Source organism: Shewanella sp. NFH-SH190041 (assembly GCF_024363255.1).
Classification (GTDB): Bacteria; Pseudomonadota; Gammaproteobacteria; order Enterobacterales; family Shewanellaceae; genus Shewanella.
Genome location: NZ_AP026070.1, coordinates 2,710,397 through 2,725,021, shown reverse-complemented (window position 1 = coordinate 2,725,021; position 14,625 = coordinate 2,710,397). Strand labels below are relative to the sequence as shown.

Here is a 14,625-nt window from a genome sequence, read left to right as displayed (position 1 = left end):
AGTCTGCTGCAGCCGATGATGTGTTCAACACTCATCGGTTACTGTGGCTTGGGGGTCACCCTGCCACAGTACATTGCCGATGAATTATGCTGCGGCAATATCAGATATAGCACTAATGGAATTGGTCATCATAAAAATAAACAGGAACAATCTGAATGAAGTTAACACTGGACAAGACCCTGTCACTGGTTTCTATCAGTGTATTGGGTGCGCTCGGTACCCTGCCGGCCAATGCGACGATTCAGGAGCAGGCCTACGAAATTATCAATTTAGAAGACGCTGAGGTTAAAGGCACCCTGAAAGGTACGCAACGGGCTTACGGTATGGGCGTCAATGCTACCGGTCAGATGATTGGCCTGTCCCAAGGTCGTCCTGCGTTACCCCCTCGGGAGGATACTGATCCTGTGGTGGATGTCACAGGTGGTATTGCCCCTGAACTTGCTGTTGCACCTTCAATCAGCACGCCTTTAGTTGCCAATAACTTTACCAGTAAATTAAATGCAGAGCCTGCAGGGGGAAATGGGGTTGAATTTGATTCACTGGGGGGCTCAGTTGCCCCGGATGCAACCCCGGCAAACAGTATTCAAGCTGTGGTATATGGCATCAATGCTGCGGGCATTAAAGTGGGTGAAGTCTCCAGCGCACAAAAGAGCATGGAATACACTGGCGGCACAGAGGAAAAGCCTGAGCAGAAAACCGGTTATTACCGGGATTTTGAGCAGCGTGGCATTGTTACCCTGCCAACGGGAGAAGTGGAGCTGCCACCACCGTTCACCACCTATATTTATCAGCCTAAAGATACAGCAAAAGCCCCGATCCCCGTTAATCTTGGTGGGCGCTCAGTAGCTGCGGCTATTAACGCTGCGGGGTTAGTTGCCGGTTACGGCACGACCGCGATGAATACTAATGGTGAGGCTGCGATAAATAGCTGCTTTGCCGAGGGACAAACGCTCCCCTTGCCATTGTGCGTGCAGATTAAGCAGTTTAATGGTGAAGATGGCTATCAGGTTAGGGCGATGGTGTGGAACACCAATAATGCTCAACCACTTGAGGCAAAAACATTACCCTTAGGGCTAGTGCCGCCAGAAGACAGTACCACAACCTATTTAGCTCAAGGGTTTGGCATCAACAGTGAAGGCAGTGTTGCTGGCCACAGCCATATTGAAGACCGCACCGACTTACACGCGGCCTATTGGCAGTTAACGGATCCTGCCGATCCCGCATCAGACTATGGCTTCCATGCCGTGCCATTTGGTAGTCAGACGGAATACAGTTCAATGGCAAATGACATCAACGATAATGGTTTGTTGGTGGGCAGTTATCGCACCAATATCAGTGGTTATTTCCCCACTAAATTCTTTGTCTTTGATACTAAAAGTGGTGAGGTCGCCATTACGCCGAATGATTTTTATGATTACACCTCAGATTTGAGCAGTAGCCCAAGTGATATTAACAATCAGGGGCTGGTCGTTGGCTCGGTTGAAATCAGCCATGATCAATTCAATAGTCGCGAGCGGGCGGCATTTTTGTATGATACCGGCAGCCATTCTGGCACAGAGGCGTTTATCGATCTCAATACTGTGCTGACTTGTGAGTCAAAAGGCTTGGTGCCTCACGGCGAAAATCAGTGGCAGCGACAACGCATCAGCGCGGTAGATGGCAGTGGTAAAACCTATGAGTATGAGCGGGTGATCAAGCTGATTGAAGCCAAGAGCATCACAGATGACGGTATGTATATTGCCGGTACAGCTTTGGTGAACTATCCGCTGTTTGAGTTAGATGGCAGTAATAACATGGTGATTGGCGACAATGGCCGGCCGATGTTTGTCTTGAATGCCGATGGTCAGCCGCTAACTGGCTTTGTGCCAACAGCGGTGCTGCTGAAACAGAGTAACCAAGCGGTATGTGATTATGTGGAGCCTGAGCCACCTTATGAGCGTCAAGGGGGCGCGTGGGGATGGGGGCTTTTATTACTGACACCATTGGCAATGTTACGCCGTAGAGCTGTTAAGCGTGAGCTAGCGTAAGCTAAGGCTTAGGACAAAAAATACTAATTAAGCCAGTCACAGCCTGACTGGCTTTTTATTGTCCTCTCAACGAGTTAAATTTTTGACTGAAAAATACATCTTTTTGGCCATTGATCTTATGACTGAAACGTTCTATTTCTAGTCTTGAGGCCGTGGTTTCACGGTTTTCCTTTTGTGTAGAACAGAGGATGCTTACATGAAAAGACAAAAACGAGATAAGTTGGACAGGGCTTTTTCGAAAGGGTTTCAGGCGGGCGTCGGCGGACGTTCCAAAGAAAATTGTCCATATTCTAGTCTAGATTCCAAGTCGCAATGGCTTGGTGGTTGGCGAGAAGGGGTAGAAGGCCGACTTAACGGGTTGTTTAATAAGTAACTTTCATGGTTTGCAGTAACTTATTGCCCTCAATATTGAGGGCAATTTTAGTTTAGCGCACATTAGAATGTTGAAGTGTCTGCAAACACGCCGACTTTCAAATCGGTGGCACTGTAAATTTCACGGCCATCCACTTCTAATGTTGCATCAGCAATACCCATGATCAGCTTGCGATGAATGGTACGCTTGATATTGAGGCGATAAGTGACTTTCTTTGCCCCTGGCAGTACTTGACCGGTAAATTTAACTTCACCTACGCCCAGTGCACGGCCTTTACCTTCTGCGCCTTCCCATGCCAAATAGAAACCAACCAGTTGCCACATGGCATCCAGTCCCAGACAGCCCGGCATCACAGGGTCATCAGCAAAATGACAGCCAAAAAACCATAAATCCGGATTGATATCCAGTTCCGCAACAATTTCGCCCTTGCCAAAAGTGCCACCGTCATCGTTAATCGTGACGACGCGATCGATCATCAACATATTGTCGATAGGCAGGCGGGGAGAGTTCTTACCAAGCAATTCTCCGTGGCCGCAAGCGATAAGCTCTTCTTTGCTGAAACTGTTTGCTTTAGTCATTGTTTTACGTACTCCTGAGATTCGTGACGACAGGTTAGCGAACAGGTGTACGCTAAACAACTCCTACCAGCTTAAAAATCCAAGTTTTGCACCAATCCGCTGCCAAAAGCTCAATGGCATCTCGTCATCATTACCAGCTAACTTATCCAGCCGCTGTTGCACCAGACCATATAATGTCTCTGGGGGGAAGTCATTTTCAGCATCTGCCTTACCTGCTGGTAATTGCATTAAGAGCTCAACGGCTTCATCCATATGGGAGATTTGGAATAGGTGGAACTTACCATCCGCTACGGCATCAATAATCCGTTTAGGCAGGTTCAACTGTAACAGGTTCGCTCTGGGTAACAATACCCCTTGGCTGCCGGTCAAGCCACGGCGCTGGCACAGATTAAAGAAACCTTCGATTTTTTCATTTACCCCACCAATGGCCTGTACATTACCTTGCTGATCCAATGCACCGGTTACGGCAAATGATTGTAAAATAGGTTTTTCTGCGATAGCTGACATTAAGCAGCAGTATTCAGCCAGTGAAGCACTGTCGCCATCAATTTCTTGATAGGACTGTTCGAACACAATATTGGCACTGAGGTGGAGTGGGGCATCTCGACCAAAAATTCGGTAGAGGCAGGCGGACAAAATCATCATGCCTTTGGCGTGAATATTCCCGCCTAATTCAGATTTACGTTCAATGTCGGCCACCTCACCATCACCATAATGCACTGATGCCGTGATACGTGCGGGCTCACCATAGCTAAAGTCAACGGAATCAATGACAGTCAGGCCATTGATCTGCCCGATGGCTTCCCCTTCGGTTGGCAGGTTAATAAAGGCATCATCAAAACTCTGGGCAGAAAACTGCTCAGAGGTGTTATGGCGAAAAATTTTTGCAGCTAAAGCTTGCTCAATCTGCTCTGCGCTAAGGCTCTGCTGTTCACAGAAGCTAGCTGCCTGGGCTAACACTTGTACCAGCTCATCTGTCATTAACGACAGGCGCTGTTGGTGTTCAGTTAATTTAGCGCTAAAGGCCAACAGTGGGGCAATGGCATCTTTGTTTAAGGTTAATTGCTGCGCATTGGCCAATGCCACCAGAAAATTGCAGTAGTCTTCTACGGGATGCTGATTGATATCAACTTCCTGGGCTAATTCACCCAACAGAGGGAAGAACTGATTGAATCTGCCTTCCTGATATTTTAATCCCGCATAGATTTCTGCCCCGCCGATCAGCACCAGTTTGGCTTGTATCGGAATACGACTGCCATCAGACAGCTCAATGGCACCCTGTTCCAGACAATGCAGTAATAATTCCCACAGATTTTCGCGTCGCATTAATGATTCAGCACAAATAAATAGCCATTGAGGTTTGGCTAGCGCACCATTTTGCCATTGCCCCAGCTTATCCCGTTGGCCAATCAGTTGCTGACGAGTGAGTTGGCCTGAAAGATATTGCCAGTGTTGCACCTGTTGCTCGGCGACGAGCGCTTGCAACAGCAGTGAACGGTTGATGCCGGGAAAGTCAGCAATATACAGGCGTTGCTGCGGCAGTTTTGCTGCCATGCGAATCGCACTGAGCAGTCGCTGTTGACCGAGCAGTAAACTGGTTATCGGTGCACTGTGGGGGATCGCTTGAGAAAGGGTAAAACGCGGTGCCAATTGAGACACAGGAATGCGGGATGGGATCATGGCTTGGTGTCGTTTTATAAGTGATTCGAATCGATAGCGCTCGAAAAGTTAATTGATATTACCATAATGCAGCATAGGGGGACTTAATCATTGTTGGTTACAAGTGACTGCCTGAACAAATAGTAATCTTAAATCGATTTTTAGCTCATAAATCAGTATATGTGCCGCTTAATTGTTCACTTGTGCCTTTGGAGAACAAAATAGGCTTTACAAACTTCGTCACCCTCAGTAATATTCGCCGCGTTCGGAGGGGTGGCAGAGTGGTCGAATGCACCGGTCTTGAAAACCGGCATGGGTTAATAGCCCATCCAGGGTTCAAATCCCTGCTCCTCCGCCATATTTTACGGAAAAGCCCGCTTATTAAAGCGGGCTTTTTTGTTTGTCTATCACCTGCATAATTATTAGCAAGTTTGCGGGTATCACATATTTGCTGGTGTCACGCATTGGTTTGCCCCTTAACCATCTTTGTTTTTGCACTTAAATCCTTCTTTTATTACGTTAGTTCACTTGTCGCTTTGCTAGGACAGTATGTCAGTTGCCATAAAACTGATTTAACGGCACTAGGCACTAGGCACTAGGCACTAGGCACTAGGTAATAGGTCATTCAGATGGATACGACTTTAACTTGAGGCGATGATTTTCTTTTATACCATGCTAGTCCAATAGCATTTCATTGTTTTCAGCGCGCCATCATGTTCCTCTTCTTTATGCTGTTTAAGACCGAGACAAACGATATAAGAAGCTCCGGTGAATGATAGTTGTGCTGAATCTTAGATATTTTTTATCTTAAGAGCTGGCTAGGAAATAATATCCACCAGTATTTGCGCTTATATAAACGTCTGTATCAGTGCCTTTATCAGAGTTGCCGTGCTGATAAATACAGCGTTTTGTCGTTATGTTAATCATGGTGTAGACAAAAGCAGCAAATAAAACAATGGCTTTAAAATTTTGCTTTACACTTTCAGTCGCTAACACTATTATGCGTCTCGTTCGGAGGGGTGGCAGAGTGGTTGAATGCACCGGTCTTGAAAACCGGCATGGGTTAATAGCCCATCCAGGGTTCAAATCCCTGCTCCTCCGCCATATTTGAGAAACGCCCACAGCAGATGCTGTGGGCGTTTTGCTATCTAAATCTTACGTTTTCTGCTGTCTACTTTGATAATTAACATCGTTAGCAGTAGCAGAATAATGGCGATGGAACCTAGTAAAGTAAATACACCACTCCAAGAGTAGGCTTTTTGTACTAGTGCTATAGGGGCGCCTGCCAGTGCAGCCCCAAGATAGGTTATCCCACCTTTCAGCCCAGTTGCTGCACCTGCACCATCAGCATGAGATGCTTCAATAATCCCGAGTGCGAACAGCATTTGTGGCGCATAGATCCCAGCTCCAATAATAAAGAAGCACAATGCAACTAAGAGATAGCTAATGTGTACAGTCATAGCCACGCCAGCCATACCCGCAATTAGGACAAAGCAATAAATAAAAATGGTTTTCCAACGGTCGGCATTGAATAGTTTGTCTGAAATAATGCCAGAAGTCAGCCCACCGATAATCCCCCCGGCCTCAAACCAAGCAACGAGAGAGTTAGACTGTATTAGATCCCAGTGTAGCTCTTTGAAAAAATACACACTAACCCAGTCGTTGGTTACAGTTCGGATAATATAAATACAGAGATCACCGCTGATAGCTAACCAGATAATCGGATTATTTAAGATATAACTGCGAAACATTTGCCATAGCGTTAACCCTGAGGCCGAACGTTTGTTGATATCCAGTTGTTGCTTGTCTTTTTTCCATTCACCGACATTTGGTAGGCCATATTTTTCAGGCTTACCTCGCATATATACGGCAGCAATCAGAGCTTGAATAGCCGTAATGGCGGCTGGTACATAAAATGCGTAACGCCAGTTGTGAGTGGTCGCGATAACTGCTGATGCGATCAAAGGAGCCAGTGCGCCCCCGACATTGTGAGATGTGTTCCATAGGGAATACCAGCCCCCCCGTTCGGATTTGGAATACCATTCACTGATAGCCTTTGCAATAGGGGGGAAGCCACAGCCCTGAGCTATTGCAGTTAAACAATATAGTCCTAGCAGCATATTGACACTGTCAGCCATACCAATGCCAACGTTGATCACTGCAATTAAAAATAGTACCGGTACAAGAAATAGTCTTGGGTTGATCCTATCGGCCAGCAATCCAGAGCTAAATTTTGATAGGCCATAGAGAATATAATAGATAGAAGATGCGGTGCCGAATTGCACTGCGGTCATCCCTAAATCTTCCATTAACAGTGGTGCTGCGGCTGCATAGGCTTTGCGAGATATGTACATCACTGTGTAAGTGAGAAAGGTGGTGATAATGATCTGCCAGCGTAGACGGCGATAGGTTTCATCAAGCTTATTCATTATGTTATCTCTCTTGGTGATGCCGCATGATGACTTGGTCCCAGAACAGTATTTGTTGGGTATACAGTCAAGCTGGAAGATCTAGGCGGCAGCTATGGTGTTTAGAATATAAAGCGATATAAACAAGAGATAACGTGAGATATTACACAAGTTGTTACCTATGTAACTTAAAAGTGAAACTGTGATACTTGTTACAGACGGATTTATTTTATCTGGGATACATATAAAAATTTTTTAGAAGTAGGGCATAGAATGAGATTGCTTGTTTTTAACGCCATTAGGTGCTTATGTGATCAAATGATATGTTTAAGCAGAGTTTTTGCTTTACAATCGGTAGAGTGAAGAATATTATTCGCCTCGTTCCGGAGGGGTGGCAGAGTGGTTGAATGCACCGGTCTTGAAAACCGGCATGGGTTAATAGCCCATCCAGGGTTCAAATCCCTGCTCCTCCGCCATATTTTACGGAAAAGCCCGCTTATTAAAGCGGGCTTTTTTGTTTTCAGTCCTCGCGCTACCCGCTCTAGTTAAAGAATTCATCATTATTTCAATGCGGCCATTATTCGGCCCCATTATTCGACCTTAGCGGGATGGCTTAATTCCTGTCTTTATTATCTATATGGTGATTGCGCCAGTATTTCTCTTACGACAACTGTTTAAATCAATTGACTGATCTCGCTAAATTTGTGGGGTTAATTGCTAACAGGTGGTGATGTTGCCCTCATTAGCTTCGAGTGTGGTGATGATCGCTGGATTGATGTCGTCCTTTCACTGTTTTTAATATTGCCCATCGAGATGATTTCTCACTAAGGTTTAATCCCCGCCAAGTAGGCGATATAGGTATTTCTGCCATAGCAGATTATTTGTGTCCGCGAACAGGCGTTATTGCCCAACCTTATTTCTGAGCTTTATTTTTGTGGCATAGCGTGGCAGGGACGTATCGATTTCACAAAAATTGGTATAAAAATAAACAATCGCGCAGAACTAGACCTGTATCAACCTTTAACCAACTAAAGCCATGCAATATGAATGGGATTTGTCTGAACGGAATTGGATGGATGGCATCGTTCCCGGTTTTGCCTGTTTCCAGGAAGGTAACAGTGATGCATCTGAATATTGTAGGGAATTATTTGCCTATGGTATCAACTCCGTAGGACGCTTAAGGAAGAAGACAGTCGGAGAACTGGTTACCTATGTTGAGTTGTTCTGATAGTTCTGAGCTAATGAAGCTCCAACCTACGATTTTAAAGTTCACCCAAATGTTGGCATCTGTGCTCAAGTTAGATGCCGAAGTTGTCGATGAAAATCTGGTCCGGGTCGCAGGCACCGGGCGTTACAGCCGCTGTTTAGGGGAAAAGCCCCATACGGGCTCAGGAATTTTTCAGCATATTCTGGAAACCCATCAGGAAAAAGTGGTTGATTCAGCGGCGCAGGACCCCGTCTGTGCTGATTGCCCCAATAAATCGGATTGTCAGGAAACCGCCTTTCTCGGTGTGCCCATTATGGTGGCTGAGCGCTGTATCGGTGTGATCAGCATAGTGGCGTTTGATGAAGCCTCTCGTACTCGAATCAAAGAAAATGTCGCACTCTTTTCTGATTATATTCGCCATATCTCACAAATCTTCGTAGCCAAAATTGCCGACAGTCGCCACGCAAAATCCCCGGTGGATACGGTTCTGGTCAATCTGATTGAAAATATGGATCAGGGCGTATTGGTGCTGGATAAACAAAACCGGGTGAAATTTGGTAATAAACCGGCGCTGAAACATCTGGAAATTACCGAAGATGAATTGGAGCATAGCCAAGTTGATATCCGCCCAATATATTTGGATAACAACTTAAAAGGGTATCAGCAGCATATTATTGCCTTTGGCAAAGAGGAAAAACTGCTGGTAGGGCAGTTCCATGAGGCTAATAATAACCAGCTATTTTTAATGGCCTTTCATCAAAATAAAAGCACCACAACCATCAGTGGTCATCTGCAAAGCCGGGTGGATAAGGTCATTGGTGAATCAGAGAAAATGCGCCAATTGAAGGTGCTGTTGTCACGCATTTCAAAAAGTCCTTCCAGTGTGTTGATAAGTGGCGAGAGTGGTACGGGTAAAGATGTGATTGCCCATGCCATTCATGATCTCAGTGACAGAGCTGAGCATCCTTTTATTGCCATTAACTGCGCCGCTATTCCGGAGCAATTGCTGGAAAGTGAGCTGTTTGGTTATGAAAAGGGTGCATTTACCGGCGCCTCAGCGAAGGGGAATAAGGGTCTGATCCAAGCAGCGAATAAAGGCACGCTGTTTTTGGATGAAATCGGGGATATGCCGCTTAAGCTGCAAGCAAAATTACTGCGCGTGCTTGAAGAGCGTCGGGTAATGTCCATTGGCTCCAATAAAAGTACCTATGTGGATATTCGGGTTATTTCCGCCACCAATAAAAACTTCCCCGAACTTATCGCTAGTAATGAATTTCGCGAAGATTTGTATTATCGCCTGAATGTTATTCCAATTCACCTTCCGGCACTAAAAGACCGTCATGGGGATGTGGAATTATTTATTCAGCATTTTTTAGAGCTGCATACACGGCGTATTGGCGTGCCGTATCCCGGCATGACAGAGACAGTGATGTCCAGATTAAAAGCCTACCATTGGCCGGGAAATATTCGAGAACTGTCCAACCTGATTGAGTATCTGGTCAATATCGTGCCAGAAGGGGACATGATTGATGAAGATTTACTCCCGCCTTATTTCACTAAGGTGGAGGTGCAAACTAAAGCTGAGACGCCGTCAGTTCTGGATACCGGTAATATGAGCCTGGAAGAAATGGAGCGGTTGAAAATTGAAGAATGTCTGGGGCGGCTGAAAAATCGTAATCTTGTGGCGCAGGAGTTGGGTATTGGTATTGCTACCCTGTACCGTAAAATTAAAAAGTATCAGCTTTAACCGTACGGTTAATCGGTTTTACTGACAGTGGCAGACAGAATAAAGGCTGCCTCAGCCTGAATAAACCAGCATATTGCTACTAATAAAAGCGCCTTAAGGGCGCTTTTTTCATTTTTCAATTCAACGGTATTTTCTACTGTCCAGTCAGTTTATTTCTCGCTGACTATCAGATAGCAATCATGGCTATCAATTCTGAATAAGCGGGTTATCAGAATGATAATTCCCACGCTAGGACTATCACTTTGGCCGCCAAGCACCAAAAAGCTAACAGTGATCCTGCTCGCAATTTATCGCCATATTGCAGGCTAATTAACTTTAATTACCTGAATTCATGTCATTTACGGCCATTTTTTCGGGTTGGCACGGTTTGTGGATTATCTAGGTCAGATGGCGGTAAATCCCGCCAATCCCCGGAAAAATTATACACCTTGACGAATTAGGGACGACCAATGAAAAGCATCAATACACTTATCGAGGAAATCAATGCATTAGAATCAAAGTTGCATGATAAAGACTTTCTGTTGACCTGGGAACAGACACCGGAAGAGTTGGAGCGGGTACTGAAAACCGCCGCTGCCCTCAAGTCCATGCGCAATGAAAATATCGCCACCAACGTATTCAATAATGGTCTGGGTATCTCCCTGTTCCGTGACAATTCTACCCGTACCCGTTTCTCTTATGCTTCTGCTATCAACATGTTAGGTCTGGCACAACAGGATCTGGACGAAGGCAAATCGCAAATCGCCCACGGTGAAACCGTGCGTGAAACCGCTAACATGATCTCCTTCTGCGCCGATGCTATCGGTATCCGTGACGATATGTACCTAGGTGCGGGTAACGCTTACATGCGTGAAGTGGGTGAAGCGCTGGATGAAGGCGTAAAAGAAGGCGTACTGCCACACCGCCCAGCACTGATCAACCTGCAATGTGATATCGATCACCCAACTCAGTCTATGGCTGATCTGGCTTGGTTGGAAGAGCACTTCGGTGGCTTGGAAAACCTCAAAGGTAAAAAGATTGCGATGACTTGGGCTTATTCCCCTAGCTATGGTAAGCCACTGTCTGTGCCTCAGGGCATTATCGGTCTGATGACCCGCTTTGGTATGGATGTCACCCTGGCTCACCCTGAAGGGTATGACCTGATCCCTGAAGTGGTTGAAACCGCAAAAGCGAATGCCGAGGCCTCTGGCGGTAGCTTCACTCAAGTAGCCAGCATGGCTGAAGCCTTTAAAGATGCAGACATTGTTTATCCAAAGTCTTGGGCACCTTATCAGGTTATGGGCAAGCGTACTGAGCTGCTGCGCGCCAATGACCACGAAGGGCTGAAAGCGTTGGAGCAAGCTTGCCTGGCACAAAACGCAAACCACAAAGATTGGCACTGTACTGAAGAGATGATGAAGCTGACCAAAGGCGGCGAAGCGCTGTATATGCACTGCCTGCCAGCCGATATCACCGGCGTGTCTTGTAAGGAAGGGGAAGTGGAAGACTCAGTATTTGAGAAATACCGCATCGCCACTTACAAAGAAGCCAGCTGGAAGCCATACATCATTGCCGCGATGATCCTGAACCGTAAGTATCAAAACCCAGGTGAAGTCCTGCAGCAACTGCTGGATGAAGGCGCCAAGCGGGTGAAATAACCCAACCCGGCTATTCCGTCTCTGGGGTAGCCAATATGCAATAGGTTTGACAAAAAATGCCCCGCTGGCGCGGGGCCACAAGGCGAGGGGGAATGCTCCCTTCATCCCCCTCCCTTACCCTCTTCGAATCAACGAGGTCTGCCGTGTCTACATTCTCTCTTAAAATGGAGATAGCCGATAACCGCCACTATAACGGTCAGCCATCTTCACTCTTTACAGTTGCAGAGGCCCATAAAGCCCATGCGTTTCATTCCAAAATTGCCGGTTATCAACCTACTCCGCTGCAGTCACTGGACTGCCTAGCAGCAGAAATCGGCATAGGTAAAATCCTGGTCAAGGATGAATCTTTCCGCTTCGACCTCAATGCCTTCAAGATGTTGGGCGGCGCATACGCCATCGCTCGCTTGTTGTGTGAAGAATATGGGCTGGATATCAACAGCTTCAACTTCGACACATTGAAAAATGACATCAAAGAAAAAATGACTTTCGCCACCGCTACGGACGGCAACCACGGCCGCGGGGTGGCCTGGGCGGCCCACCAGCTGGGGCAAAACGCTGTGGTGTATATGCCTAAGGGCGCCGCGGCTGAACGGGTAGAGAATATCCGTGCGCTGGGCGCTGAATGTATCGTCACTGATCTGAACTATGACGATGCGGTACGTCTGGCGATTAAAAACGCAGAAGAAAACGGCTGGAAAGTGGTGCAGGACACTGCTTGGGAAGGCTATGAACAGATCCCCACCTGGATTATGCAAGGTTACGCCACCATGGGTGTGGAAGCGGTTGAGCAGATGAAACAGCTTGGCATCGACAAGCCGACTCATATCTTCCTGCAAGCCGGTGTGGGGGCCATGGCGGGCGGCATGCTGGGCTACTTTGTTGACCTGTATGGGGCCGACAATATTCATACCGCCATTGTTGAGCCAGAACTGGCTGACTGTATTTATCGCTCTGGTATCGATGCCAAGGGCGAGATGGTCAATGTCGACGGCGATATGGCCACCATCATGGTGGGGCTGGCCTGCGGTGAACCAAACCCTATCGGTTGGCCGCTGCTGCGTGATTGCACCACCCAGTTTATTTCTTGCCAAGACAGCGTCGCTGCGCTGGGTATGCGGGTGCTGGGTAATCCATTAGGCACAGATCCTCGGGTGATTTCCGGTGAGTCAGGTGCTGTGGGCACAGGATTGCTGGCTGCCGTGCATTTCCACCCTGAAAAAGCGGCATTGATGCAGCAACTCAAACTGGATAAAGACTCAGTCGTGCTGGTGATCAGCACTGAAGGGGATACAGACGTCAAGCATTACCGTGAAGTGGTCTGGGAAGGCAAACACCCCACCACAGCGTAAAAGAGCTGACCGAATTTAAGTAACACCTTAACGCATAAAAATCTGTTACGGCGGCCAATGTCATCCCCAAGCCCCGTAACCTTAGCACCCTGTATCACACCGCCTGCGGTGACCTCCGGGCGGTGAAGGAGAAATATCATGAAGGTTCCATTTACTGATGTGTTGGCAAAAGCCCAGGAATACAAAGCAGATATGACAAAGTTCCTGCGCGATATGATCGCCATCCCCAGCGAAAGCTGTGACGAAGAAAAAGTGGTATTGCGTATCAAGGAAGAGATGGAAAAAGTCGGTTTTGACAAAGTTGAAATCGACCCTATGGGTAACGTACTGGGTTGGATTGGCCATGGCCCGCACCTGATTGCGATGGATGCTCACATTGATACCGTGGGCGTGGGTAACATGGATAACTGGACCTTCGATCCCTATGAAGGCATGGAAGATGATGAAGTGATTGGTGGCCGCGGCGCATCTGATCAGGAAGGCGGCATGGCATCTATGGTGTATGCCGGCAAAATCATCAAAGACCTGGGCCTGGAAGGCGAGTTTACCCTGCTGGTGACCGGTACTGTGCAAGAAGAAGACTGTGACGGTCTGTGCTGGCAGTACATTATTGAAGAAAGCAAAATCCGCCCTGAGTTTGTAGTTTCTACTGAGCCAACTGATTGTCAAATCTATCGTGGCCAGCGTGGCCGCATGGAAATCCGTGTTGATATGGCCGGTGTTAGCTGCCACGGCTCAGCCCCTGAGCGCGGTGATAACGCCATTTTCAAAATGGGTCGCGTACTGGGCCAACTGGAAGAACTGTCTCACAACTTGGGTGATGATGAGTTCCTCGGCAAAGGCACTTTGACTGTGTCAGAAATTTTCTTCACCTCGCCAAGCCGCTGCGCAGTTGCCGACAGCTGCGCCATCTCTATCGACCGCCGTTTGACTTGGGGCGAAACATGGGAAGGGGCCCTGGAAGAAATCCGCGCCCTGCCAGCAGTGCAGGAAACCGGCGCTGTGGTCTCCATGTATGAATACAGCCGTCCAGCTTACACCGGACTGGTTTACCCCACTGAATGTTACTTCCCAACCTGGAAGATTGACTCTGAGCACGTTGCCACCAAGACACTGGAAGCCTCTTACGAATTACTGTTCGACAAGAAGCCAACCGTGGACAAGTGGACCTTCTCAACCAATGGCGTTTCCATTATGGGCCGCTACGGTATCCCTGTGATTGGTTTTGGCCCAGGTAAAGAGCCTGAAGCCCACGCGCCTAATGAGAAGACGTGGAAAGATCATCTGGTGACCTGTGCCGCTATGTACGCAGTTATCCCACAGGTTTACCTGCAAAAACTGGAGAAGTAACCCAAATTTATTCCCCGGCCCAGGGCAGTGGCTGAGTCTGTTCTTATCCGCTCATCACTCTTGAGAGCAGACTTTTCCTGGGGTAAGCCACTGCCCCGGGGAATATTCCGGATAACCACATCATTTACGGACAATAGCGGCACACACCCCCGCGTTGAGGTTATCCAGTGCAGTTAACCCCTGCGCCACCCGCAAGGGAAAGTTTTATCCCGGGGGAGTTTCAACTCTTCCCGCTGACACGGACAGGCAGCGCAGTAACCGGTTTATCAGTCACCGGCTCAGATCTAGAC

Annotated in this window: 9 protein-coding genes and 3 tRNA genes; 9 read left to right on the top strand and 3 right to left on the bottom strand. The window is 47.5% G+C overall.

What is annotated here, in order from left to right:
- The first annotated feature begins 155 nt into the window (after positions 1-155).
- Together NFHSH190041_RS12085 and rmf are read left to right on the top strand one after the other, a co-directional pair.
- Positions 156-2,027, top strand: coding sequence for a DUF3466 family protein (locus tag NFHSH190041_RS12085; RefSeq protein WP_261922080.1), 1,872 nt, complete (start codon positions 156-158; stop codon positions 2,025-2,027).
- A 196-nt stretch (positions 2,028-2,223) separates the two neighbouring features.
- Entirely contained in the window at positions 2,224-2,400 is a 177-nt protein-coding gene (gene rmf, locus NFHSH190041_RS12080) for a ribosome modulation factor (RefSeq protein ID WP_261922079.1), read from the top strand.
- Positions 2,401-2,462: 62 nt separating this feature from the next.
- Here rmf and fabA read toward each other — a convergent pair whose 3' ends face one another.
- Together fabA and NFHSH190041_RS12070 are read right to left on the bottom strand one after the other, a co-directional pair.
- Positions 2,463-2,978, bottom strand: coding sequence for a bifunctional 3-hydroxydecanoyl-ACP dehydratase/trans-2-decenoyl-ACP isomerase (fabA, locus tag NFHSH190041_RS12075; protein ID WP_261922078.1), 516 nt, complete (start codon positions 2,976-2,978; stop codon positions 2,463-2,465).
- 63 nt (positions 2,979-3,041) lie between these two features.
- The gene (locus NFHSH190041_RS12070) at positions 3,042-4,658 is read right to left on the bottom strand and encodes a Lon-insertion domain-containing protein (protein WP_261922077.1); all 1,617 of its coding nucleotides are present in this window, start codon (positions 4,656-4,658) and stop codon (positions 3,042-3,044) included.
- Positions 4,659-4,904: 246 nt separating this feature from the next.
- On the opposite strand from NFHSH190041_RS12070, the gene NFHSH190041_RS12065 reads away from it, so the two are divergent.
- A tRNA-Ser gene (locus tag NFHSH190041_RS12065) sits at positions 4,905-4,995 on the top strand.
- 655 nt (positions 4,996-5,650) lie between these two features.
- Positions 5,651-5,741, top strand: a tRNA-Ser gene (locus NFHSH190041_RS12060).
- A gap of 44 nt (positions 5,742-5,785) precedes the next feature.
- Here NFHSH190041_RS12060 and NFHSH190041_RS12055 read toward each other — a convergent pair.
- A complete protein-coding gene (locus tag NFHSH190041_RS12055; protein ID WP_261922076.1) occupies positions 5,786-7,066 on the bottom strand; it encodes an MFS transporter in 1,281 nt (426 codons plus the stop codon).
- Between the two features lie 364 nt (positions 7,067-7,430).
- On the opposite strand from NFHSH190041_RS12055, the gene NFHSH190041_RS12050 reads away from it, so the two are divergent.
- The 5 genes from NFHSH190041_RS12050 to NFHSH190041_RS12030 all read left to right on the top strand — a co-directional run bounded on the left by NFHSH190041_RS12050 (position 7,431) and on the right by NFHSH190041_RS12030 (position 14,335).
- A tRNA-Ser gene (locus NFHSH190041_RS12050) sits at positions 7,431-7,521 on the top strand.
- An 801-nt stretch (positions 7,522-8,322) separates the two neighbouring features.
- Entirely contained in the window at positions 8,323-9,999 is a 1,677-nt protein-coding gene (locus tag NFHSH190041_RS12045) for a sigma 54-interacting transcriptional regulator (RefSeq protein ID WP_261922075.1), read from the top strand.
- A gap of 449 nt (positions 10,000-10,448) precedes the next feature.
- A complete protein-coding gene (gene ygeW / locus NFHSH190041_RS12040) occupies positions 10,449-11,636 on the top strand; it encodes a knotted carbamoyltransferase YgeW (protein WP_261922074.1) in 1,188 nt (395 codons plus the stop codon).
- 143 nt (positions 11,637-11,779) lie between these two features.
- Complete coding sequence (dpaL, locus tag NFHSH190041_RS12035) at positions 11,780-12,985, top strand: diaminopropionate ammonia-lyase (RefSeq protein WP_261922073.1); 1,206 nt, start codon at positions 11,780-11,782, stop codon at positions 12,983-12,985.
- A gap of 138 nt (positions 12,986-13,123) precedes the next feature.
- A complete protein-coding gene (locus NFHSH190041_RS12030) occupies positions 13,124-14,335 on the top strand; it encodes a YgeY family selenium metabolism-linked hydrolase (protein ID WP_261922072.1) in 1,212 nt (403 codons plus the stop codon).
- Positions 14,336-14,625 lie beyond the last annotated feature (290 nt).

Excerpts from the sequence above, each read along its gene's own strand:
- NFHSH190041_RS12085 (WP_261922080.1), top strand. The coding sequence starts at position 156 with ATGAAGTTAACACTGGACAAGACCCTGTCACTGGTTTCTATCAGTGTA.
- rmf (WP_261922079.1), top strand. The coding sequence starts at position 2,224 with ATGAAAAGACAAAAACGAGATAAGTTGGACAGGGCTTTTTCGAAAGGG.
- fabA (WP_261922078.1), bottom strand. The coding sequence starts at position 2,978 with ATGACTAAAGCAAACAGTTTCAGCAAAGAAGAGCTTATCGCTTGCGGC.
- NFHSH190041_RS12070 (WP_261922077.1), bottom strand. The coding sequence starts at position 4,658 with ATGATCCCATCCCGCATTCCTGTGTCTCAATTGGCACCGCGTTTTACC.
- NFHSH190041_RS12055 (WP_261922076.1), bottom strand. The coding sequence starts at position 7,066 with ATGAATAAGCTTGATGAAACCTATCGCCGTCTACGCTGGCAGATCATT.
- NFHSH190041_RS12045 (WP_261922075.1), top strand. The coding sequence starts at position 8,323 with ATGTTGGCATCTGTGCTCAAGTTAGATGCCGAAGTTGTCGATGAAAAT.
- ygeW (WP_261922074.1), top strand. The coding sequence starts at position 10,449 with ATGAAAAGCATCAATACACTTATCGAGGAAATCAATGCATTAGAATCA.
- NFHSH190041_RS12030 (WP_261922072.1), top strand. The coding sequence starts at position 13,124 with ATGAAGGTTCCATTTACTGATGTGTTGGCAAAAGCCCAGGAATACAAA.